Annotated in this window: 17 protein-coding genes; 6 read left to right on the top strand and 11 right to left on the bottom strand. The window is 62.5% G+C overall.

What is annotated here, in order from left to right:
• Position 1 precedes the first annotated feature (1 nt).
• Genes AC1Z32_RS32220 through AC1Z32_RS32230 form a run of 3 tightly spaced genes read left to right on the top strand, consistent with a single transcriptional unit; the run spans position 2 to position 2,290 of the window.
• Positions 2-586 (top strand): HutD/Ves family protein, encoded by a 585-nt coding sequence (locus AC1Z32_RS32220; protein ID WP_483482874.1) that lies wholly within the window; start codon positions 2-4, stop codon positions 584-586.
• 24 nt (positions 587-610) lie between these two features.
• Entirely contained in the window at positions 611-1,360 is a 750-nt protein-coding gene (locus AC1Z32_RS32225; protein ID WP_483482875.1) for an electron transfer flavoprotein subunit beta/FixA family protein, read from the top strand.
• Positions 1,361-2,290 carry an electron transfer flavoprotein subunit alpha/FixB family protein gene (locus AC1Z32_RS32230; RefSeq protein ID WP_483482876.1) on the top strand — a complete coding sequence of 310 codons (930 nt, stop codon included), beginning with the start codon at positions 1,361-1,363 and terminating at the stop codon, positions 2,288-2,290.
• 87 nt (positions 2,291-2,377) lie between these two features.
• Here the strand turns inward: AC1Z32_RS32230 and hutG are convergent, their stop codons facing one another.
• The 6 genes from hutG to pruA form a co-directional block, all read right to left on the bottom strand.
• Positions 2,378-3,178, bottom strand: a complete 801-nt coding sequence (gene hutG / locus AC1Z32_RS32235) for an N-formylglutamate deformylase (protein WP_483482877.1) — start codon at positions 3,176-3,178, stop codon at positions 2,378-2,380.
• 151 nt (positions 3,179-3,329) lie between these two features.
• The gene (gene putA / locus AC1Z32_RS32240; protein ID WP_483482878.1) at positions 3,330-7,127 is read right to left on the bottom strand and encodes a bifunctional proline dehydrogenase/L-glutamate gamma-semialdehyde dehydrogenase PutA; all 3,798 of its coding nucleotides are present in this window, start codon (positions 7,125-7,127) and stop codon (positions 3,330-3,332) included.
• Between the two features lie 9 nt (positions 7,128-7,136).
• A complete protein-coding gene (locus tag AC1Z32_RS32245; protein WP_483482879.1) occupies positions 7,137-7,970 on the bottom strand; it encodes an ABC transporter permease in 834 nt (277 codons plus the stop codon).
• Between the two features lie 5 nt (positions 7,971-7,975).
• A complete protein-coding gene (locus AC1Z32_RS32250) occupies positions 7,976-9,136 on the bottom strand; it encodes an ABC transporter permease (RefSeq protein ID WP_483482880.1) in 1,161 nt (386 codons plus the stop codon).
• A gap of 361 nt (positions 9,137-9,497) precedes the next feature.
• Positions 9,498-10,574, bottom strand: a complete 1,077-nt coding sequence (locus AC1Z32_RS32255) for an ABC transporter ATP-binding protein (protein WP_483482881.1) — start codon at positions 10,572-10,574, stop codon at positions 9,498-9,500.
• A 31-nt stretch (positions 10,575-10,605) separates the two neighbouring features.
• Positions 10,606-12,216: an L-glutamate gamma-semialdehyde dehydrogenase gene (pruA, locus tag AC1Z32_RS32260; RefSeq protein ID WP_483482882.1), complete on the bottom strand. Its 1,611-nt coding sequence runs from the start codon at positions 12,214-12,216 to the stop codon at positions 10,606-10,608.
• A 502-nt stretch (positions 12,217-12,718) separates the two neighbouring features.
• On the opposite strand from pruA, the gene AC1Z32_RS32265 reads away from it, so the two are divergent.
• Positions 12,719-13,729, top strand: coding sequence for a LysR family transcriptional regulator (locus tag AC1Z32_RS32265; protein ID WP_483482883.1), 1,011 nt, complete (start codon positions 12,719-12,721; stop codon positions 13,727-13,729).
• On the opposite strand, the gene AC1Z32_RS32270 is transcribed toward AC1Z32_RS32265, so the two are convergent.
• From AC1Z32_RS32270 to AC1Z32_RS32285, 4 genes are all read right to left on the bottom strand, one after another.
• On the bottom strand, positions 13,730-14,590 hold the full coding sequence (locus AC1Z32_RS32270) for an N-formylglutamate amidohydrolase (RefSeq protein WP_483482884.1): 861 nt from the start codon (positions 14,588-14,590) through the stop codon (positions 13,730-13,732).
• Positions 14,591-14,895: 305 nt separating this feature from the next.
• Complete coding sequence (locus AC1Z32_RS32275; RefSeq protein ID WP_483482885.1) at positions 14,896-15,342, bottom strand: hypothetical protein; 447 nt, start codon at positions 15,340-15,342, stop codon at positions 14,896-14,898.
• A gap of 632 nt (positions 15,343-15,974) precedes the next feature.
• Positions 15,975-17,420 carry a DEAD/DEAH box helicase gene (locus AC1Z32_RS32280; protein WP_483483365.1) on the bottom strand — a complete coding sequence of 482 codons (1,446 nt, stop codon included), beginning with the start codon at positions 17,418-17,420 and terminating at the stop codon, positions 15,975-15,977.
• Positions 17,421-17,886: 466 nt separating this feature from the next.
• On the bottom strand, positions 17,887-18,879 hold the full coding sequence (locus tag AC1Z32_RS32285) for a zinc-dependent alcohol dehydrogenase family protein (RefSeq protein WP_483482886.1): 993 nt from the start codon (positions 18,877-18,879) through the stop codon (positions 17,887-17,889).
• A 160-nt stretch (positions 18,880-19,039) separates the two neighbouring features.
• On the opposite strand from AC1Z32_RS32285, the gene AC1Z32_RS32290 reads away from it, so the two are divergent.
• The gene (locus tag AC1Z32_RS32290) at positions 19,040-19,405 is read left to right on the top strand and encodes a winged helix-turn-helix transcriptional regulator (protein ID WP_483482887.1); all 366 of its coding nucleotides are present in this window, start codon (positions 19,040-19,042) and stop codon (positions 19,403-19,405) included.
• 70 nt (positions 19,406-19,475) lie between these two features.
• Here the strand turns inward: AC1Z32_RS32290 and AC1Z32_RS32295 are convergent, their stop codons facing one another.
• Positions 19,476-20,369, bottom strand: a complete 894-nt coding sequence (locus tag AC1Z32_RS32295; protein ID WP_483482888.1) for a LysR family transcriptional regulator — start codon at positions 20,367-20,369, stop codon at positions 19,476-19,478.
• A 100-nt stretch (positions 20,370-20,469) separates the two neighbouring features.
• Between AC1Z32_RS32295 and AC1Z32_RS32300 the strand changes: the two genes are divergently transcribed.
• On the top strand, positions 20,470-21,774 hold the full coding sequence (locus AC1Z32_RS32300; RefSeq protein ID WP_483482889.1) for a CitMHS family transporter: 1,305 nt from the start codon (positions 20,470-20,472) through the stop codon (positions 21,772-21,774).
• Positions 21,775-21,785: the final 11 nt, after the last annotated feature.

Genomic DNA, 21,785 nt, shown 5'->3' on the forward strand with positions numbered 1-21,785 from the left:
GATGTCCGAGATGGAAACGCTGGCGCTGGATTCGATCGCGCCCGAGCCCTGGCGCAACGGCGGCGGCGTCACGCGGACCATCGCGCGGGAAGGCGGTGAATGGCGCGTGAGCATCGCCGAGGTTCAGGCGAACGGACCGTACTCCCGCTTCGAAGGCCAGAGCCGCATATCGTTCGTGCTTCGCGGCGAAGGTGTCGTGCTGCGCGATGCGGATGACGCGATCGAACTGCTGCCTCGAAGGGCGGCCGGATATGACGGCGGCACGCCGTGGCAAGCGACGTTGATCGATGGGCCCGTCAGCGTGCTCAACGTCATGAGCAAGCGTGGACGATACCGGGTGAAGGTGACCTCGGTCGCGCGTTCGATCACCGTCGAGCCGGGTCGCGCGGCTGTCGTTCTCGCGCTGGGCACCGGATGCCGGTTGAGCATTCATCCCGATGAAGCGCGCGATCTGAATCCCGGCAACACGGCGATCTTCCGAACGCTCGGGGCTGCATTGCAGATCACGGCCCAGCGAGACAGCACATCGAATGGCGACGAATCAAGCTTGCTCATCGTCGTAACGCTTGAATCCGTGCACGCATGAGCGCACGTTCAAAAGGAACCTGAAATGAAAGTCATGACAGCAGTGAAACGCGTGGTCGACTACAACGTGAAGGTGCGCGTCAAGGCGGATCAAAGCGGCGTGGATATCGGCAACGTGAAGATGTCGATGAACCCGTTCGACGAGATCGCGACCGAGGCCGCAACTCGCTTGAAGGAAGCCGGCAAGGCGGCCGAAGTGATCGCCGTGTCCTGCGGCGTGCCGCAATGCCAGGAGACGCTGCGCACCGCGCTCGCCATCGGCGCCGATCGCGGCGTGCTGGTCGAGACGGATGCGGAGTTGCAGCCACTGGCGGTCGCGAAGCTGCTGAAGGCCGTCATCGACAAGGAGCAGCCGCAACTCGTGATCCTCGGCAAGCAGGCCATCGACGACGACGCCGGACAGACCGGCCAGCTCCTCGCCGCACTGCTGGACTGGCCGCAAGCGACGTTCGCCAGCAACATCGAAATCGATGGCGAAACCGCCACTGTCACGCGTGAAGTCGATGGCGGTCTCGAGGTCGTTTCCATCGAGCTGCCCGCGATCGTCACCACGGATCTGCGCCTGAACGAGCCACGATACGTGACGCTGCCGAACATCATGAAGGCGAAGAAGAAGCCCATCGATGTGCTGAAGCCGGGCGATCTGGGCGTCGATCCGTCTGCGCGCCTGAAAACGCTCAAAGTCGTCGAGCCGCCGGCACGCAAGGCCGGCATCGTCGTGCCCGATGTCGCGGCGCTCGTCGAGAAACTGAAAACCGAAGCGAAGGTGATTTAAATGACGACTCTCGTAATTGCCGAACATGACAACGCGCAACTCAAGGCCGCGACACTGCATACGGTGACGGCGGCCTTGAAGATCGGCGGCGGTGTGCACGTGCTCGTGGCGGGCGGCGCGGCGGGCGGCGCGGCCAATGCTGCAAGCCGGATCGCGGGCGTCGATAGAGTCATTCTCGTCGATGCCCCTCATCTCGCCGATGGCCTCGCCGAAAACGTCGCCGCTCAGGTCGTGGCGATAGCCAGGGACTACTCGCACGTGTTCTTCCCGGCAACGGCGGCCGGCAAGAACGTGGCGCCCCGCGTGGCCGCGAAGCTCGACGCATCGCAGATTTCCGATGTGATCGCAGTCGATTCCCCCGACACGTTTCAGCGCCCCATCTACGCGGGCAATGCCATCGCGACCGTGCAGACGAGCGACACGATCAAGGTGGCGACGATTCGCACCACGGCGTTCGATGCGGCATCGGCCGAGGGCGGCAGTGCGTCGATCGAGGAAGCCGCAGCCGTGTCCGACACCGGTCTTTCGAAGTTCGTACGCCGCGAAATCGCGAAGAGCGATCGGCCGGATCTGACCTCCGCGCGTGCGATCGTGTCCGGCGGCCGGGGCCTCGGCAGCGCCGAAAACTTCTCGTTGCTCGACCCGCTCGCAGCAAAGCTCGGCGCGGCCATCGGCGCATCGCGCGCGGCCGTGGACTCGGGATACGCGGCAAACGACCTTCAGGTCGGTCAGACGGGCAAGATCGTTGCGCCGGAACTGTATGTCGCCGTGGGCATTTCCGGCGCGATCCAGCATCTCGCGGGGATGAAGGATTCGAAGGTCATCGTCGCGATCAACAAGGATGCGGAAGCGCCGATCTTCGGCGTCGCGGACTACGGACTCGTTGCCGATCTCTTCCAGGCCGTGCCTGATCTGACGAAGTCGCTCTGACCTGGTTGCAAGCACCTTCCCAGGGTGTTCCGCCGTCGCAGATGGTGCGCCCATCGCGACGGCTTTTTTTCGGCCCGATGAACCGCGCTACCGGCCAGCTTGCGCGTTCGCGCGCGCGGCCGCGGCGACCATCCGTTGCACCACCGGCTGCACTTTCCCGGCAAGCTCAGGCCGATATTCGAAAGGCGCGTCCTCGTTCATATAGGTCGACTGACACATCTCCAGCTGCACGGCGTTGATTCCGTCTTCCGGACGGCCATAGGCTCTCGTGATGTATCCGCCCTTGAAGCGGCCGTTGCTGACCCATGTGAACGGCTGACTCTGGAGTTCGTCAGAAATCGCTTCGAGAATCTCCGGCCGGCAACTCGCACCTGCATTCGTGCCGACATTCAGGTCGGGCAGTTTGCCTTCGAACAGGCGCGGCAGGATGCTCGCGATGGAGTGCGCTTCCCAGAGGAGCACGCTGCCGAACTTCGTGCGCATCGCGTCCAGCTCGGCGCGCAGCTTTGCATGGTATGGCTCCCAGTACGTCTGCAATCGATGCCGCACTTCCGCTTGCTCCGGCGCCCGGCCGTTCCGGTACAGCGGCTCTCCGCGAAACGTTTCGCCGGGGCACAGGCCCGTCGTCGTCTGACCGGGGTAGAGGCTCTCACCGGTCGGCGGCCTGTTGAGGTCGATGACGTACCGCGATGTCTTCGCCCCCAGTATCGATGCGCCGGCACGCTGCGCGAACTCGTACAGCCTGTCCAGATGCCAGTCCGTGTCCGCGACGCGCAGCGCTTCGTCCGTCATGTGCGCGGCAATCTCTTTCGGGATATCCGTTCCCAGATGCGGGATGGAGATCAACACGGGCATGTTGCCCTGATGAAAACTGAAAACGTCCGACACTTCGCGCTCTCCTTCGTATCGACTTGCGTTCTCACGACCGCAAGATGCAAAACGTCCGCCGAGGCCGGAACGCAGCATATCGCGCGTTCCGGCCAGGACGGACGTCAATGACAGATGCCGATGAGCGGACACGCCCGCCCCTATCGTCACGTTACGCGACATCCTCGCTCATGACCATCAGTTGCGTATTGCCGCCAGCCGCGCTCGCGTTCACGGTCGTCACGCGTTCGCGCACGAGTTGCGTCCAGTCGTATCGTCCGGACGCGTCCGCGGCGACCACGCTCGTCATCCGCGCGGCGCACAGGCGGCGCAGGTGGCCAAGGTCGCGGTATTCGGCGGAGGCCAGAACGGCCTCGACGCGGACACCCTGCAGTTCGCCAGCCAGCGCCCGCCTTACGTCCGCCGATCCGATCACCTTGCATGCACCGCCCAGCACGGCGGCGAACGCGTCGGCCATGGCGGACTCCGGCAGCACGGCATCGTTGCCGAACGCGACGGCGACCATCACCTGCATAGCAAGCGAGAACGCCGACTCGCCCGTGCAAAGCACCTGTCCCCGCGGCAAGAGTTCCACCGTGTTCTCCTCGCCCGTCAGCGCCGGAAGACTGAGCGGCTTCGACGAGTCGATCAACTGGCTCAAGCGCGAGCGGAAGACTTCGGCCGAAGCACGTTGAGCGGTATCCATCTGCTCCAGCATCGACGCTCGCAAAATCGAATCCAGCCTTTGCAGGCGATCCGCGCGCTCTTGCATATGCGCGGTGACACGCGGCATGAGACGTCCGTCGGCGTTCTCGACCGGAAACTCGAAGAACTTCTCGCTCACGGCCGTCTTCGACCTGCTGAACGGCCCTTGAGGCGCTTCATAGGATGACGGCTCGTGGCGCGTGAGACCGAGGAGCGTCAGCGGCCCGCCGGTCATCGGACCGGTGCCGGCCGCACCGGCACCGCCGGCGGGCTGCATGCCGGGAAACGCCTGATGCATGGACCGGTTGATGCAAATGCTGTTCGCCTTCGAGAACGACAGCAGCTTGCCGCTGGCTTCGTTGATACGCGTGTGAAGACCGAGCACGGCGCACCCGAGCGTATTGAGGCGTTGGATCAGATCGTCCATCCCGCCCGTCTTGAAGCGGACGACATGAAGGATGGGACCGGCGACGCCGGCATCGATGGAACCGAGCGACGCCACATCCTTCATATCGACGATAGCCGGCGCGACGAAGTTGCCTTCCGCGCATTCGGCCGACAGCTTGCCGCGTGTGACCGCGAATCCCTGGCGCCGCAACTGCGCGAGATATGTCTGAGCGCGGTCCTTCGCCGCCCGGCTGCCCACAGGGCCGATATCGGTCGACACGCTGAGTGGATCGCCAGTACTACGCTCGCTGAGCATGCCGTTGAGCATGCGCAGCACCTTGTCGGCGGTCGAGTCCTGAAGGCAAAGCAAGCGCAACGACGCCGGAGATTGCCCCGCGAAATCGAACGCGGACCGGATCGCATCGGAGATGACCTGTTCCGGCAGCGCCGAGCTGTCCACGATCATCGCGTTCACGCTTGCATGAGAAGCGATGAACCTCGCGGGCTGCGCGCGCTCCGCCAGCCGGGCCGAGATCGACGCGGCAACCTCACGCGATCCGCCGAACAGAACAGCGGCAACGCGAGCGTCCGAGACCAATGCCTGGCCGATGGTCGCGCCGTCACCGGGAACCAGTTGCAGCACGCCGGAGGGCAAGCCGGAGTCGATGAACACGCGCGCGGCCTCGAACGCGATCAGCGAAGCATCCGACGACGGTTTCGCAACGACCGCATTTCCCGTGGCGAGCGCCGCGGCAACCTGTCCGACGAAGCAGGACAGCGGCGATGCGGACGGGCTGATGCTCACCACGACGCCGAGCGGCTTTGCATCGGCGAGCCGCGAGTCGGTCATCGATTGATGCGCGTAGAGACGGCACATGTTGACGGCGCCACGAACCTCTTCGACCGCCTCGGACAGCGTTGCGCCGCTCTCGAGCGCCAGCACGGCGCCGAAGTGCGCGCCTTTGCTTTCCAGCGAAGCCGCGACACGCTCGAGCACCTCGGCGCGCTCGGAGGCCGGCGAAGCCGCCCACGCATCGCATGCCTGCGTCGCCGACGCAAGCGCGCCGGCGACAGCGTTCATCGCGCAGCTCGTGACGCTTCCGATCGTTTCGGCCAGCTTGCTGGCGCTGTGCACGAGCGCGGTCGCATCGCCGGCTGCATCGGCCGCCGTTGCAACGATGGGCTTCGCGTTGATCCGGTTCGTCCGGATCGCCGTCACGGCCTGGGCGAAGTCCTTCGAACCGGCAAAGTCCATCGACGCGGCGTTCAATCGCCCCGGCAGCAAGCCGCGCGGCGACACGATGCCGGCATGAGGCTTGCCGCCCGTGCGCGCCGCCTTCGCCACCGGGTCCTGCACGATATCGGCGATGCTCACCGCCGGATCGACGATCTGATTGACGAACGACGAGTTCGCCCCGTTCTCCAGCAAGCGGCGCACGAGGTAAGCGAGCAAGGTCGCGTGTGGTCCGACCGGCGCATAGATCCGGCACGGCCTGCCGAGCTTCGACGCGCTCACGACCTGGTCATACACCGTTTCGCCCATGCCGTGCAGACACTGGAACTCGTAGTCCTTGTCGCCGGCCAGCGTGTGCGCCGCGGCCACCGTGAAGGCATTGTGCGTGGCGAACTGCGGGAAGATCGCGTCCGGCGCGTCGAGCAAAGCCTTCGCGCAGGCGATATAGCTCACATCGGAATGCACCTTGCGCGTGAACACCGGATAGCCCACTGCGCCGGCATCCTGCGCCAGCTTGATCTCGGTGTCCCAATACGCGCCCTTCACGAGACGAATGTTGATGCGGCGGCCATGCGCGCGCGCCAGCGCGATGATCCATTCCGCCACCGCGCGCCCGCGCTTCTGATAAGCCTGAAGCGAGATGCCGATACCGTTCCAGCCTCTCAGCGACGGCTCGGCGCACAGCAGTTCGAGCATTTCGAGCGTCAGGTCGAAACGCGCCGATTCTTCCTGATCGAGGTGAAAGCCGATTCCATACCGCTTCGCCAGTTGCGCGAGCTGCAGCAGGCGCGGATACATCTCCGCCAGCACGCGTTCGCGTTGCGCGAGTTCATAGCGCGGATGCAGGCCAGAAATCTTCACCGATACGCCGGGGCCGTCGATCGGTCCTTGCCCCTTCGCGTCACGTCCGATCGCTTCGATGGCATGGCGATACGACTCGAAGTAAGCCTGCGCGTCCTCATCGGTCAGCGCGGCCTCGCCGAGCATGTCGTACGAATAACGATAGCCATTCGATTCGCGGCCCTTCGCTACGCCGATCGCCTCTTCGATCGTCTGCCCCGTGACGAACTGCTTGCCGAGCATACGCATCGCATAGGCCACGCCGCCGCGCACGACCGCCTCGCCGCCCTTGCGCACAACGCGCGTCAGTGCCTCCGCCAGCGCGTTCTCGTCCGGCTGCTTCAGCAGCTTGCCGGTCACGAGCAAGCCCCACGCCGTGGCGTTGACGAACAACGAAGGCGACTTGCCGATATGCGCGCGCCAGTCCGCATCGACGATCTTGTCGCGAATCAGCTGATTGCGCGTCTCGGTGTCGGGAATGCGCAGCATCGCTTCGGCGAGGCACATGAGCGCAATGCCCTCGCGGCTGTCGAGCGAAAACTCCTGCGTGAGCAAGTCGACGCCACCCGCATCGATGCGCGCGTCGCGCACGCCTTGCGCGAGCCGCGCCGCGAGATCCTGAGTCTTTTTCGACGTTGCCGCATCGAACTGCGCCTCCTTCATCAGCGCTTGCACGACGACGTCTTCGGGTAGCGACGAGGCTTCGCGGATGCGCTGACGCAGGGTCTCGAGACGGGTCGCGGCGGGTTGGGTCGATTGGATTTCCGACAGCATGATGAGGTTACCTGATGGATACTTGGTCATGGATGGCACTCAGAAGCTCGCCATACCGCGCAAGCGTTCGGTCCTGCGGCGCAGAAGTTCCAGCGTGATGAGCAGCAAGGTCGAGATGACGACGAGCACGGTCGCGACAGCCAGAATGGTGGGGCTCAACTGCTCGCGAATGCCGGCCCACATCTGCCGGGGAACCGTGCGCTGATCGGTTCCGGTCAGGAACAGCGCGACGACGATCTCATCGAAGGACGTGGCAAAGGCGAAGAGCGCGCCGGAAATCACGCCCGGCGCAATGATCGGCAGCTTCACCTGAAGGAACACGCGCAGCGGCGAAGCGCCCAGGCTGCGGCCCGCCCTCGACAGCGTCTCGTTGAAGCCCGCGAGAGTCGCCGTGACCGTCACCACGACGAACGGGACGCCGAGCGCGGCGTGCGCCAGAATCAAGCCGGCCAGGCTGTTCACGAGGCCGAACGGGCTGAAGGCGAAATACACGCCGACCGCCGTGATGATCAAAGGCACGATCATCGGCGACACCAGAATGCCGGTGATCAACGCGCGGCCTTTCAGACGCGGATGCGTGAGCCCGAGCGACGCCATGATGCCGAGCGTCGTGGCAAGAAGCGTGGACGCCGAGCCGACGATCAACGTGTTCTTGAGCGCGAGCATCCACTCCGGGCTGTTGATGAAGTCCTGATACCAACGCAGGCTCACGCCGGGCAACGGATACGTGAAGTACGGTTGCGAGTTGAACGACAGCGGCATCACAACCAGAATCGGCGAGATCAGGAAAACGAGGATCGCCATCGACAGAATGACGTGCGCCCATCGGCCGAGCCGCCCCCAGACCGTCACATATGCAGGAAAGTTGAACATTCGTCTCACCCCAGCTTGACACCGGCGCCGCCGGTCATACGAACGAAGATCGCGTAGATCGCCAGCACGCCTGCCAGCAGGATCGAAGCGAGCGCGCAGGCCAATCCCCAGTTCAGCGTGTTGTTCACGTGATTGGCGATGTAGTAGCTGGCGAGCTGGTCATCGGGGCCGCCGACGATGGCCGGCGTGATGTAGTAACCGACCGCCAGAATGAACGTGAGCATGCCCGCCGCGCCGACGCCCGGCAGCGTTCGCGGAAAATACGCTTGAAAGAAGGAGCGGACCGGTCCGGCTCCGAGCGAGCGGGCTGCCTTCATGTATATGTTCGGCACGCCCTTCATCACCGAATACAGCGACAGGATCGCGTATGGCAGCAGGATGTGGGTCATCGCGACCAGCACGCCGAACCGGTTATAGATGAGCTGAAAGCCGTGCTCGGTCATCCCGAGGGCTTTCAGAAGATCGTTCAACACACCGTGCTGTTGCAGCACGACGACCCATGAGGTCGTACGCACCAGAATCGACGTCCAGAACGGCAGCAGCACCATGATCATGAGCAGGTTGCTGAAGCGAGCCGGAATATTCGCGAGAAAGTACGCGACCGGATAGCCGAAGAGAAGACACAGCGCGCTCACCGCGATACTGACCCATGCGGTACGCACGAACACGTCGACGTAGAGGCGCTCGCTCGGGTTTTCGCGCACGATCGCGCCGTGGTCGTCCCGCTTGAAGTCGAACGCTTTCAGGTAGTAGCCGAGCGTCCACGGCGACGATGCGTACTTCAGCGTCGACCACGCGCCGATGTCGTTCCAGCGCTCGTCGATGGCGCTCAGGCGCTCGTGCCATGTGCCGGTGCCATCGACGCTCAGGCGGCGGGCCGTTTTCATGACGAGGCTGCGCATGCCCGCCTCGTCATAGTTGAGTCTCGATGCGACCCGGCTGACGCCTTCGCCGCCCTTCGCTGCAATGAGATCGTGCGCGAATGCGTCGAAGACCTGTTCGTTCGGCAGCTTGCCCTGTCCGGGGTCCCACTCGCGCAGCATCGCCGATGCGTGCGGAAGCTCCTGCGACAAGGTCGCGTCGCGAAAGCTCTTCAGCAGCAGACTGCCGATCGGCACGAGAAACGTCACCACGAGGAACACGAGCAATGGCGCCACCAGAAGCATTGCCTTTATTCTTTCGGCACGTTCTGCGTTACGAAGCCTGGCTTTCAGGCTCTTCGAGTCCTGGACGTTCAGCTGGGCAACCGGCTGATCCGTGGGAACGGCAATATCATGGGGAAGCATCATCATGGTCTTGCGGCCTGCGCCGCGTCCTCCTGATCAATTCACACTGAAGCGGTCATTTCCAGGCGAGCGAATCGCGGATGTCGTTCTGGTTTTGCGTTTTCCGGATCCGCGTGTTCTTCGCGTGGTCGCCGAAGGGAATCTGCATGCTGTCGCGAACGAACTTTTGATAAGTATCGCTAACTACACTTGCAACAACTTGAGCATATCTCCGCGTTTTTATCGAGCTACGAAGACGCGCTCATTGCAAGGCGCGGCACGCTTCCGCCATCCATCCGACATGCACGGAATCGCCGATGCGCAAGCGGCGCGCGTCCCCGTCGTTCGGCAGCTTCACGATGAAGTCGTTCTGTCCGCAGACCTGCATCACCACGCGAAGATGGTCGCCGTAGTAGATGAGGTCCTTCACGCCGCCCTGAAAGACGTTGTCGCAGCGCTTCGCCAGATCGCCCACGGCCACGCGCTCGGGCCGCAGTGAAATGCTGGCGGAGCCGGTTTCCCGAACGGTCGGCCCCACGCTCGCCCTGATGCTCTGACCGCTTGCCAGCTTCACGGTGCAGCGCTCCTTCTCCATCGCGGAGACGGTTCCCACCAGTTCGTTGCTTTCGCCGATGAATCTCGCCACGAAAGCGTTCTCGGGTTTTTCGTACAGGGCTGGCGGCGGCGCGAGCTGCTGAATCACGCCGTTGTTGAACACGGCAATGCGGTCCGACATGGTCATGGCTTCACTCTGATCGTGCGTGACATAGACCACGGTCAAACCGCTTTGCTCGTGAATCTGCTTGATCTCGTACTGCATCTGCTCGCGGAGCTGCTTGTCGAGCGCACCGAGCGGCTCGTCCATGAGCACCAGCGCGGGCTCGAACACCAGCGCGCGCGCAACCGCGATGCGTTGCTGCTGCCCGCCGGAAAGCTGGCCGGGCATGCGGTTGGCGAACTTCTCCATGTTCACCATGTCGAGGGCGCGCTTGACCTTGCGGGCGATCTCGTCCTTCGATACCTTGCGAACCTTCAACGGGAACGCGAGATTCTCCGCAACCGACTTGTGCGGAAAGAGCGCGTAGCTCTGAAAGACCATGCCGATATTGCGACGCTCAGGGGGAATGCGGTTGATCGGCTTCCCCTGAAGCAGGATTTCGCCATGCGTGGCGGTTTCGAATCCCGCCAGCATCATCAGGCACGTCGTCTTTCCAGAGCCGGACGGCCCGAGCATCGTCAGAAATTCTCCTTCCTCGATGTCGAGGTTGAGATTCTTGACGACAAGCGTTTCGCCGTCGTAGGTCTTCTGTACATTCTTGAAAGAGACAATGGTTGACATGATGTGTCCTCAGGAGAAGCCGTAATCGAACTCAAGCGCCGAATTGCCAGTCGCGCGGCGGCAGATAGGTTTCCTTGACCACGCGCGGCGACGCCCAGCGCAGCAGGTTCAGGTACGAGCCGGCCTTGTCGTTCGTGCCGCTTGCGCGACCGCCGCCGAACGGCTGCTGACCGATCATCGCGCCGGTGGGCTTGTCGTTCAGATAGAGGTTGCCCGCTGCGTTGATCAGCACCTGCTCCGCGTGATGAAGCGCGAAACGGTCCGTGCAGAAGATCGAGCCGGTGAGCGCATACGGGCTCGTCGCGTCGATCAGTTGCAGCGTGTCTTCCCAGGCGGCGTCGTCATAGACGTAGACGGAGAGGACCGGGCCGAACAGTTCTTCCTTCATCAGCGCATGCTTCGGGTCGCTGACTTCGAGGACCGTCGGCTCGACGAAGTAACCAGGATCGGACCACGTCTTGCCGCCGGAGATGAGCTTGACGCTAGCGTCTTCGCGCGCCGCGGCCAGCACGCGGGAAAGCTTCTGATACGAAGCCTGCGAAATCACCGCGCCCATGAAGGTGTCGTGATCGGCCACATCGCCCACCTTCAATTGCGACAGGCGCTCGCGCATTTCCTGGCTGACGGCCGGCCAGAGGCTCTTCGGAATGTACGCGCGCGACGCCGCGCTGCACTTCTGCCCTTGATATTCGAACGCGCCGCGAATCAGCGCGATCGCGACTTCCGACGCATTGGCGGATGCGTGCGCGAGCACGAAGTCCTTGCCGCCCGTTTCGCCGACGAGGCGCGGAATGGTGCGGAACGCATCGACCTTCGACGCGACGCCCTTCCACAAGGACTGGAACACCGACGACGATCCGGTGAAGTGGATACCCGCGAGATCCGGTGACGACAGCGCGACGCGCGTCGTGAGCTCCGCATCGCCCGGCACGAAGTTGATGACGCCCGGCGGCAGTCCGGCCTCTTCGAGCGCCTCGAAAAAGATGTAGTTGGCGAGCGCGGACTTCTCCGACGGCTTCCACAGCACGGTGTTGCCCATGATCGCGGGCGCGGTGGTCAGATTGCCGCCGATGGCCGTGAAGTTGAACGGCGACACCGCGTAGACAAAGCCTTCGAGCGGACGCCAGTCGGCGCGATTGACGGCGGTCGGAACCGACATCGGCTGCTCGGCGTACACGCGCTGCGCGTTGTACGCGTTGAAGCGCAGGAAGTCGATCAGTTCGCACGCGGAATCGGGCTCGGCCTGATCGATGGTCTTGCTCTGGCCGAGCACCGTCGCGGCGTTGATGCGAATGCGCTGGCGCGTCGCGATGATGTCCGCGGCACGATGCAGGATCGTCGCACGGCTCGCATAAGAGAGGCTCGCCCAGTCTTTCGCGACGGACTTCGAGCTGGCGATGGCTTCGCTGATCTGCGCTTCGGTCGGGCGATGAATCCGTGCGAGAAGGCGCTGATTGTCGTGCGGCGCGCGCACCTCGACGACCTCGTTCGAGAAGTAACGCTTTCCGCCGATGACCGTCGGAATCTCGACGACGTCGCGTTGCTGCAGCGCCTTGCCGAGTTCCGTTGCGGCGGCGGTGCCCGGTCGGAAACTCACTTCGGCTTCATTCGCCGGCAACGGAAATTGTGGACCTGAACTCACGCTGACTCCTTTACGAAAAAACAGTTGGGACGGACTACCGGAGGACATCACGCCGGTATGTGCTTCGACTCATTGCCTCGATGCCAGAGTAGTCGCGGACACAAATTCATCGGGTTCTTCAACCTCGCCTTATGCTTTGTTTTCGGTCGACGTTATGGAACTGGATGAAGCGGCAACCGATCGATTCCTTGCTTCCGAACATTGGTCAGCTGATCAGTCGATGACGGATCGAATCCTCAGACAGGTGTAGCTGCCCGAGCGCCTCACACTGAACATCCGTTCAACAAACAATGAATTTCGCCAACTATACTTCCGAAAGATGGCGGGTCAATAGTGTTTTCCCCGCTCTTATCTCGTGAAAATCGCTGCATCTATGGGTTTTCACCTACATTAACGCGGTTATTTTTGATGAACACTTGTTCAGCATAACGCGGCGCAATACACGGCTCTTTGCCGTCGCCGCGAGAGATACCCAGGCACGACCCATCACTGACCGATGATCATGGCGACTACGAAAGAGAACGCTCCCGAGAACTTCCCGGACTGGGGCCTTCTGGCGAGCTGGGTGGCCGTCGTCGAAGCGGGTTCGATATCGGATGCGGCCAGCCGTCTGTCAATCTCGCAGGCGGGCGTATCGCTGCGCATCAAGGCGCTCGAATCGATTCTGGACACGAGCCTCCTCGATCGCGCCACGCGCCCGGCGCGGCCGACCGCCGCCGGACAGCGTCTGTTCGAACATGCCACCGTGCTGCTGCAAGGCGCCGACCAGATGGTCGAAAGCGTGCGCAACGTGACGCGCGCCAAACGCATTGTGGTGAGGCTCGGCTGCGTGGATTCGTTTGCCGCGACCATCGGGCCGATCATCATCAGGGCGCTTTCGGGGACGTCGCATCAGATCAGGCTGTGGTCAGGCATTACACCCACGCTCGACGCGCAACTGGAGGCCCGGCAACTGGACATGGCCGTCACGACGACCAGCTTCACGAATGCCGGGAACATCAAGAGAAAGAAGCTTTTCACGGAGCCGTATGTGGCCGTCTTGCCGAAGAGCTTCGAAGTCGACCGGTTCACCACGTTTTCGGAACTCAGCCGCCACCTTCAATTCATCAGGTACAGCGCCCGCTCGGTTATCGGGCAGCATATCGATGCGTATCTTGCCGCTCACGGCGAGAATATCGATCGCACATGCGAGTTCGACGCTACCGACCCGATGCTCAGCCTCGTCGCCGCAGGGCTCGGCTTCGCGCTGACGACGCCGCTCTGTCTCTGGCAATCACGCCACTACGTTCAGGATGTCCGGGTGGTCCCGCTCTCGTCCTTCTCGCGTCACGGCAGGGCTTATCAGCAATTGAGCCGGTCCTTTTACCTGGCGTATCGGGAAAATGAACTTGGACACCTGCCGGCGGATCTCTACGATCTTCTGAGGCGCGCAGTCGAAAGACAGGTGTCGCAGGACATCGCGAAGGCTCTGTCGCTGCGTCCGGAAGAGGTATGCATCCCGGACAATGAATAGTCACGAAGTCGCGTGATGTTGGAAAGCGTCCCGCAGCGCCCGGGGAAGGTCGCCCGGCGTGGACTGTCGATCGAGCGTCGAAAGGGTGCGTTCGGCACCGTCGAGGAGCGCCGACATTGCGGTCTCGTGTGCATCGACGCCCTTTCCTTCATTCCTGGCGAGTTCGATCTCTCGCCGCCAGTTTCCTGAAATCTCCAGCTCGACGACGTGGATGCCGCTCTCAGGTCTGCCATAGTGGCGCGCGGCGAAGCCCTCGGCCGACTTTCCATTGACGACCCAGGAACGCTCGCGATCGCGCGCCACCTGCGTCAGGGCCGAAACGATTCGCCTGTCACAGGAATTGCCATTGCTCGTGCCGAAGTGACAGTCGACTGTCGCGCGTTGCGAGCGAAACGGCGACAGCCACGAGCCTGCGTGCACCACCAGCATGAACACGTTGGCATGTGTCTCGCGGAGTCTGAGCAACTCCGCCAGCACCGACTCGTGAAAGGGCGTCCAATGATCCGCTACGCGTTGTTTCACAGTGGGGCCGTCCGGCTCGAGTCCCTGCGAATACAGGGCCTCGCCATGAGCCGTATGTGTTCTGCACAAGTTGAGCCGGTTCAGCCGCTCACTCAGCGCGCTGTCATGCGGCGCGACGTTCATGTCGATCACGCAAGGGTGGATCGCCGCGGCGATCCCCGTCATGCCGCGCTTTTGCGCGACTTCGATCAGCGCTATTCCTCCGGGATCCGACTGGCGTCCATTGATCGGCTGCCAGGCGGGATGGGCACGCAATTCGATGGGAACCGCGCAACCTGCGTGAGGCGCGACCACCAACACTGGAGACCCGCCGCGGAAAACATGGCTCTCGGTTCGCATAGGCATCCTCTTCCAATCGAGACATCGTTGAAGCGCTTTCCGGCACGCACGAAGTGAGTGCCGGAATCTCGTTGGAAGACTAGCGGCGGAATCGCCATGCGACCCCTGCTTTAGCGAAGCTTATGCTGATGATTGGCCGGTCAAATGCGTCCCTTGGCGAGGGGAAACGTGAAGAGGAATCGGTTCAATCCGTGATGAACCCGTCGGCGAACCGATGCCTCCGCCCGCCTGCCGCGATCGATTAGTCGCAGGCACAACGCTCGCGTCCGGCTCGCGCCGGAACCGCGCTGCGTTCAACTTTTCGCTCAGTCGTGATGGTGACGCTTGTGGCGCTTCTTGCTGTAGCCGTGGCTGTAGTCGTGGCTGTAGTCGTCCGCGTACGAGTTCGAGCGCGAAATATTCCCGCCCAGCGCTGCGCCGGCGCCGCCGCCGAGCGCTGCGCCGACCAGGCCGCCGCCACGGCCGCCCATCGCATTGCCTGCCGCCGTGCCGGCACCACCGCCCAGCGCGCCGCCGATGATGGCGCCCGTGCGCTCGCGACGGTTCGACGTGACCGCGCCGCCTGCGCCGCCGCCCACTGCCCCGCCGAGCACCGCGCCCGTGCTGCCGCCTACGGCACCGCCGAGCGCAGCCCCGGCCACGCCGCCGAGGGCGCCGCCGAGCGCATTGTTCATGTCGCCAGCCATGACCGGCATCGATGCCGCAGCCGTGAGCGCTGCGACTGCAACAAACTGAATGATTCGCTTTGACATAGTTCGGACGTTTTTTTTGAGACGGCGCGAGTATAACCGGAGCGTCGAAAGGCTTTCGTAACGCCGCCCGCCGTTGGCGGTAAGAGGTGTAACAAATTCCGAGCATTGGCATTGGCAGAAAGCCGAGGTGCGTGACAAGGATTGCGATAAATAGCCTGATGCGGCTCCAGGAATTCATACGGAATCCGAATTGCTTCGAGGCGATGCCAAGGATGGTCATTCGAAGCTATCAGCGCCGTTCAGGACTTGCACGCGGGGCTACTGAAGTGGAAATGACCTTCGCTCTCAAAGCTACTGGAGAAATGGGAAATACTCCGATAGGAAGGACATCGGGCGCGGCGAATGACAAGGGGAAGTTGATTTGGAAGGGTCGAGTTATCGCGGCAATATTGTGCGACATCGAATCCGGGCAGCAGCGTAATGCCTAATCCGCAACACGCCGCATGCACGACCACCCCGGGATGATCGCCGACGAGCGGTCCCGCAGGCGTATCGAGCGCGTGTTCTTTCCGTCGCTCAGTTTCCATTGAGGCGTGGTCGACGAATTGACGAGGCGCAGGCAATCGTGGCCAGCCAGGTCGCCGACGACCCGCACGAGACGCGGTTATCGCATGGAGCAATCCTCAGCACAGTCAGGGTTGGCGTTTGCTACGGCCACCAGCGGGTTTGCTAGCCGGCTTGCCTGAGCCCGCAGCGGGTTTGATCGCGGATTTGCCGCGTGGCTTTTGAACGCTGAATGGATTACTGCTTGACAAGCCTGTGCCTTCACCCGCGGCCAGAGCGCGCTCCGCCGCAGGCTTGCGTTTGTTTTCGCCACCTTGCGGGCGCGGCTTTTTGCTGAGCATCTGCATGGCGCCCGGCGCCGCTTGCGGCACTTTGGGCTTCTTGGCCTTCTTGGGTTTCTTGATGATCTGGCCCGTCGCGCTGGTTTGCGGCACGCGGTGTTCTGCTTCAAAACCCGGCTCTTCCTGGCGGGGCAGCGTATGCCGGATGAGCGCTTCAATCGCAGCCAGTTGCGGCGCTTCATCGGCACACACGAGGGACACCGCCACACCGCTGGCACCCGCGCGGCCGGTACGGCCAATACGGTGCACATAGTCTTGCGCCACGATCGGCAGATCAACGTTGATCACCAGCGGCAGGTCGTCAATATCCAGCCCGCGCGCAGCCACATCGGTGGCTACCAGCATATGTACTTCGCCTGTCTTGAAGCGCTCCAGCGCACGCAGGCGCGCGGGCTGCGGCTTGTCGCCGTGGATGGTGTCGACCGCATAGCCCGCTTCATCCAGCATCGCCGCCAGGTAGTCCACGCCATTGCGGGTTTTGACGAACACCAGCGCGTGCTTCCAGTTGTTCTCAGCCACAAGGTGCATGAAGAGGTCAGGCTTGTTCCTTTTATCCACCGGCACGACCCATTGCTTGATCCTGCTGGCCGTAGCATTGGGCGGGCTGACGCTGATATTGACCGGACCGCGCAGAATGCTCGCCGCCATGGCGCGGATATCATCGGTAAATGTGGCGGAGAACAGCAGGGTCTGCCGCTGAGCGGGCAAGGCAGCGAAGACGGCGTTGAGTTCGCGCGCAAACCCCAGATCCAGCATGCGGTCGGCTTCATCCAGCACCAGCGTTTGTACTTGATCGAACTGCACTGCGTTCTGGCGATTGAGATCCAGCAAACGGCCAGGCGTGGCAACGAGCACATCCACGCCTTTGCGCAACTTCATCATCTGCGGGTTGATACTCACACCGCCGTAGGCGGCCAGAAATCGAAGGTCCAGACCTTTGCCATATTCGATAAAGCTTTGCAGCACTTGTTCAGCCAGTTCACGCGTGGGTACCAGCACCAGAACACGCGCGCGGTTGCTGGACACGGCCGGGCCGTGTTGCACCAGCCGTTGCAACAGCGGCAGCGCAAACCCCGCCGTTTTTCCGGTGCCGGTCTGTGCCCCAGCCATGACGTCCTTGCCGCTGAGCACAGCAGGAATCGCCTTGACCTGCACCGGCGTAGGGGTCTGGTAGCTGAGGTCCTGCAAATTACGCAGTAACCGATCGATCAGGCCAAGCGAGGCAAAAGACATGCACGTATTCCGGGCGAAAACCGCAATTTTAGCGGTTACCGCGCTGAATGCACCGCGCAGGTGGTTGGTCAGAAACATCGACTTTGATCGCCGCTGAAAAACGTAGCGTTGCCGGCGGTCCGTTCTCTGAGTACCTCGGCCGATGGAACGGCCTTCAAAACACGAGAGCCAAGGGCCCAATCTGGCCGAGGCCGTGCAAAAACCCGATGATCACCTGGACTGAATCAATCCGCCGAGTCAAGAGGCGCAGATGGGGCGATTCATCAAAGGTGCCGAACGCGGTCAAACGATCCTTCCACCAGAGTGTCGAGGCTGCATCGATTTACCGCAGATCATCTGCATCAACGATTTCATGTTCTGCCGCGCTCGGGTCCTCGCAATTTTTACCCTGCGCTCGGCGAAGTGCTACCGCGAAGGCATGCCCATCGGCGCGCCTTCGTCCTGCTGTTAGCGCGGGGGGCTCGCTTCACTCCACCGTCACGACTATCTTTCCGACTTGCTCGTTCGATTCCAGGAAGCGCGTGGCTTCCCGAATCTCATCAAACTTGAACGTCCGCGAAATGAGAGGAACGAGCACACCGGACTCGAGCTTCTCATTGATGAACGCCTTCGCGCGTTCGAGCAATTCGTCGTCGCTCGTGACCTCGATGTAGAGATAGCCCTTGAACGTCAGACACTTGCCGAGCAGAGCAAACTGCGGAAACGTCCCCTCGTCGGTGCTCAGAGCGCCGTACTCGAGAAGGATGCCGCCGAACGACATGCACTGAGCAAGCTGAGCGATTGCCGGGCCGCCGATTGGATCGAACACGACGCGAGCCCCCTTTCCGTTCGTGATCTCTTCGACTCGAGTCGCCAGGTCCTCTTCCGTCGTGGCAACTACGTGGTGAGCACCGGCCTCTCGAAGCGGTTGAGCCTTCGCGCTGCTGCGCGTCGTTGCAATAACCGTAGCGCCGACGCTCCGCGCGATCTGAATCGCGGCGATGCCAACGCTGCTCGATGCCGCCGAGACGATGACGAAATCGTCAGCGCTCAGCTTCCCTTGTGCGATCAACGCACCCCACGCCGTAACGTACTGCATCCACGATGCAGCAGCCTGTTCGAACGTCAATCGCGCGGGATGCTTCACGACGTACCTGGCGGGAATGTTGATCAATTCTCCGTATGTCGGCCAACGGGACATGTCCAGCGTTGGAATGACGCTCACGGCATCGTTTTCAGTGAAGCCAGTCACCTCCTCACCCAGCGCCTTGACGACGCCCGCAGCTTCATAGCCGAGCTGAGAGGGAAACACGGCTTCCTGGAGATATCGCCCGGTGCGAAACATCACTTCGGCACGGTTGAGGCCGATGGCTTTCACCGCAATCTGCACTTCGTCTGCAGCCGGTGCGGGGACGTCCAGGTCTTCGATGCGAAGCACGTTCGCATCGCCATATTCATGAAAGCGGACAACTCGGGTCATGGAACACTCCTTTGCGGATAGCTCAGGCTTTATCGCTGAGCACACGTTCCATTGTTTGGGCACGCGCTAGCAAGCGCAATACTTCAATTTTTTAAATATACTACCCAAAAGGGTAGTGTGGAAAGACTGCCCGCGTATGACTCGGACCGGGAGCGTTTCGATGCCGAAGCGTCGCAAATACGATGAAGCGCCGCCGTGCGCGATTGTTGCGACCCTCAACCTGATCAATGGCCGGTGGAAAGGTGTAGTCCTCTACTATCTGCTCACGAAGGGCACGATGAGGTTCAACGAACTGCAACGACACCTGCCTGGCTGCACGCCGCGGTTGCTCGTAAAACAACTGCGTGAACTGGAAGAGGATGCCTTTATCACGCGCACGGTCTATCCGGTCGTGCCTCCCAAGGTCGAGTACGCGTTGACGGATGAGGGACGCACGATCGGCCCCATTCTCTCGCAACTCAATGACTGGGGCGTGGGCTGGCTCGAACGGCGTGGCTTGCGAGAGAAGACTGACGAAGCGGCGTGAGGAGAATCGAGATGGCGCGCAGGACAGCCAGTCTGCCGGGGCGCCGGTCGGTCATGGAACCGCGATAAGCTCACCGCGTCTTGACGCTCTGACGCATCCGTTGCACGAACTTCTCGGTGACCGCCGGCAAAGTTCTGCCTCTTTTCTTCACGATTGCGATCGATCGCACGAACGCCGGATGTTCGATCTCCTTCACGACGAGCCCCGCTTCGGCACGCACCTCGCGCGCGGTCTCGGGCAGGATGGTCACGCCCAGACCGGCACGCACCATCGCGACGGCGGTCATCATGTACGTGGGTTCGCACGCGATATCGAGCGGCCCGCTCGATTTGCTGAGCGCCGCATCGACAACCGCCCGCACGCTCGTTCCCGGCGCGGTGAGTACGAGCGGTAACCGCGCCAGATCGCCCAGGCCGATGCGACGCTTCCTCGCGAGCGGATGCGCGCGCGGACACACCGCGACGAGCCGGTCCACGCCCGCATGCAGAACCTCGAGCATCGGGTCGAGCGCCTCGCCGCCGGTGAGGCCGATATCCGCTTCCTCGTCGCGCACGAGCGCGTTGACCGTGCTCGCCACGACATCGCGGATCTGAAACACGACGCGCGGCACTTCGCGCTTCATGTCGATGATCAGCTCGGGCAACACGCTCGCCGCGAATGTGGGCAGGCACGCGATGCGAATCGTGCCGCTCTCGCCGATGCCTAACGCGCGCGCATCGCGCAGCACGTTTTCCATGTCGCGCAGCGATTTGCGCAAGAGCGGCAGCAGCTCGCGGCCCGTCGGCGTCAACGCGACATTGCGGCTATTGCGATCGAACAGGCGTGCGCCGACCGCCTCCTCCAGCCGGCGTATCTGCACCGTGAGCGCCGGCTGCGACAGATGCAGCCGCTCGGCCGCACGCGTGAAGCTGCCCGCCTCGGCCACGGCGACGAGCGCGCGAATATCGCGAAGATTCAGATCCATTATGGTTTGTGATAGCTGCGATCAAATCATTTCAATTGTGTTATCGCCGTTCCGAACTTACTCTCGACCACATCAAAAAACAAGATTCGGAGACAGACACATGCTGCCGTTGCTAGGCCTTGCCACCATCCTCGTCCTGCTCGGGGCGATTCTTTCGAAACGCATGTCGCCACTCGTGGCGCTGATCATCGTGCCGATCGCGGCGTCGCTGATCGGCGGCTTCGGCTTGCAGACGAGCAAGTTCGTCATCGACGGGCTGAAGAGTCTCGCGCCCGTCGTCGGCATGTTCGTGTTCGCGATTCTCTATTTCGGCACGATCACCGATGCGGGCACGCTCGATCCGATCATCGACCGCATCCTGCGCGCGGTCGGCACGAAGCCTACGCGCATCGTGATGGGCACGACACTGCTCGCGCTGCTGATCCATCTCGACGGTTCCGGCGCCGTGTGCTTTCTCGTGACGATCCCCGCGATGCTGCCGCTCTATGAACGCCTGAACATGGACAAGCGCGTGCTGGCCGCCGCTGTTTCGATGGCGGCGGGCATCAACTTCCTGCCTTGGACGGGACCGATGATTCGCGCATCGGCGTCGCTGCATCTGCCGATTTCATCGCTATTCAATCCGCTGATTCCGGTGCAGGCAATCGGCCTCGTGTTCGTGTTCGGCATGGCGTGGTGGCTCGGCCGCCGCGAGGAAAAGCGCCTCGGCTACTCGAGCGCGAACGGTTCGATTCCGTTTCCGAAGCGCGAGCTCACGTCCGAGGAACAGGCGCTGCGCCGTCCGAAGAACTTCTGGTTCAACATCGTGCTGACGATCGTCGTGCTCGGCACGATGGTCGTGATGGGCGAGAAGATTCCGCCCGCGATCATGTTCATGGTCGGCCTGTGCATTGCGCTGATGGTCAATTACCCGAATGTGGACATGCAACGAAAGCGCATCGACGCCCACGCGCGCGCCGCGCTGATGATGGCGGGCATTCTGCTCGCGGCGGGCGTGTTCACCGGCATCATGCAGGGCAGCGGCATGCTGAAAGCGATGGCGCAGGCGGCGGTCGGGTTCGTCCCGCCCGCGATGGCGGGGCATATTCCGGTCGCGCTCGGTCTTGCATCGATGCCGCTGTCGATGCTCTTCGATCCCGACTCGTTCTATTTCGGCGTGCTGCCCGTGATCGCCGAAGTGGCGTCGCAGCTCGGCGTGCCGCCGGTGCATGTCGGCCAGGCCGCGCTGCTCGGCCAGATGACGACCGGCTTTCCCGTGAGCCCGCTCACGCCCGCGACGTTTCTCGTCGTCGGCTTGTGCGGCATCGATCTCGCGGATCATCAGAAGTTCACGTTCCCGCTGCTGTTCGGCGCATCGATCGTCATGACGATCGCGTGTGTCGTGCTGGGCGTGTTTTCGCTTTAATCCAGACCGGA

The sequence above is a fragment of the Caballeronia sp. 11_S32 genome (assembly GCF_056930355.1).

Bases quoted from the DNA above. Each gene is read 5' to 3' on its own strand.
- AC1Z32_RS32220 (WP_483482874.1), top strand. From the start codon at position 2: ATGTCCGAGATGGAAACGCTGGCGCTGGATTCGATCGCGCCCGAGCCC.
- AC1Z32_RS32225 (WP_483482875.1), top strand. From the start codon at position 611: ATGAAAGTCATGACAGCAGTGAAACGCGTGGTCGACTACAACGTGAAG.
- AC1Z32_RS32230 (WP_483482876.1), top strand. From the start codon at position 1,361: ATGACGACTCTCGTAATTGCCGAACATGACAACGCGCAACTCAAGGCC.
- putA (WP_483482878.1), bottom strand. From the start codon at position 7,127: ATGACCAAGTATCCATCAGGTAACCTCATCATGCTGTCGGAAATCCAA.
- AC1Z32_RS32245 (WP_483482879.1), bottom strand. From the start codon at position 7,970: ATGTTCAACTTTCCTGCATATGTGACGGTCTGGGGGCGGCTCGGCCGA.
- AC1Z32_RS32250 (WP_483482880.1), bottom strand. From the start codon at position 9,136: ATGCTTCTGGTGGCGCCATTGCTCGTGTTCCTCGTGGTGACGTTTCTC.
- AC1Z32_RS32255 (WP_483482881.1), bottom strand. From the start codon at position 10,574: ATGTCAACCATTGTCTCTTTCAAGAATGTACAGAAGACCTACGACGGC.
- AC1Z32_RS32265 (WP_483482883.1), top strand. From the start codon at position 12,719: ATGGCGACTACGAAAGAGAACGCTCCCGAGAACTTCCCGGACTGGGGC.
- AC1Z32_RS32270 (WP_483482884.1), bottom strand. From the start codon at position 14,590: ATGCGAACCGAGAGCCATGTTTTCCGCGGCGGGTCTCCAGTGTTGGTG.
- AC1Z32_RS32275 (WP_483482885.1), bottom strand. From the start codon at position 15,342: ATGTCAAAGCGAATCATTCAGTTTGTTGCAGTCGCAGCGCTCACGGCT.
- AC1Z32_RS32280 (WP_483483365.1), bottom strand. From the start codon at position 17,420: ATGTCTTTTGCCTCGCTTGGCCTGATCGATCGGTTACTGCGTAATTTG.
- AC1Z32_RS32285 (WP_483482886.1), bottom strand. From the start codon at position 18,879: ATGACCCGAGTTGTCCGCTTTCATGAATATGGCGATGCGAACGTGCTT.
- AC1Z32_RS32290 (WP_483482887.1), top strand. From the start codon at position 19,040: ATGCCGAAGCGTCGCAAATACGATGAAGCGCCGCCGTGCGCGATTGTT.
- AC1Z32_RS32295 (WP_483482888.1), bottom strand. From the start codon at position 20,369: ATGGATCTGAATCTTCGCGATATTCGCGCGCTCGTCGCCGTGGCCGAG.
- AC1Z32_RS32300 (WP_483482889.1), top strand. From the start codon at position 20,470: ATGCTGCCGTTGCTAGGCCTTGCCACCATCCTCGTCCTGCTCGGGGCG.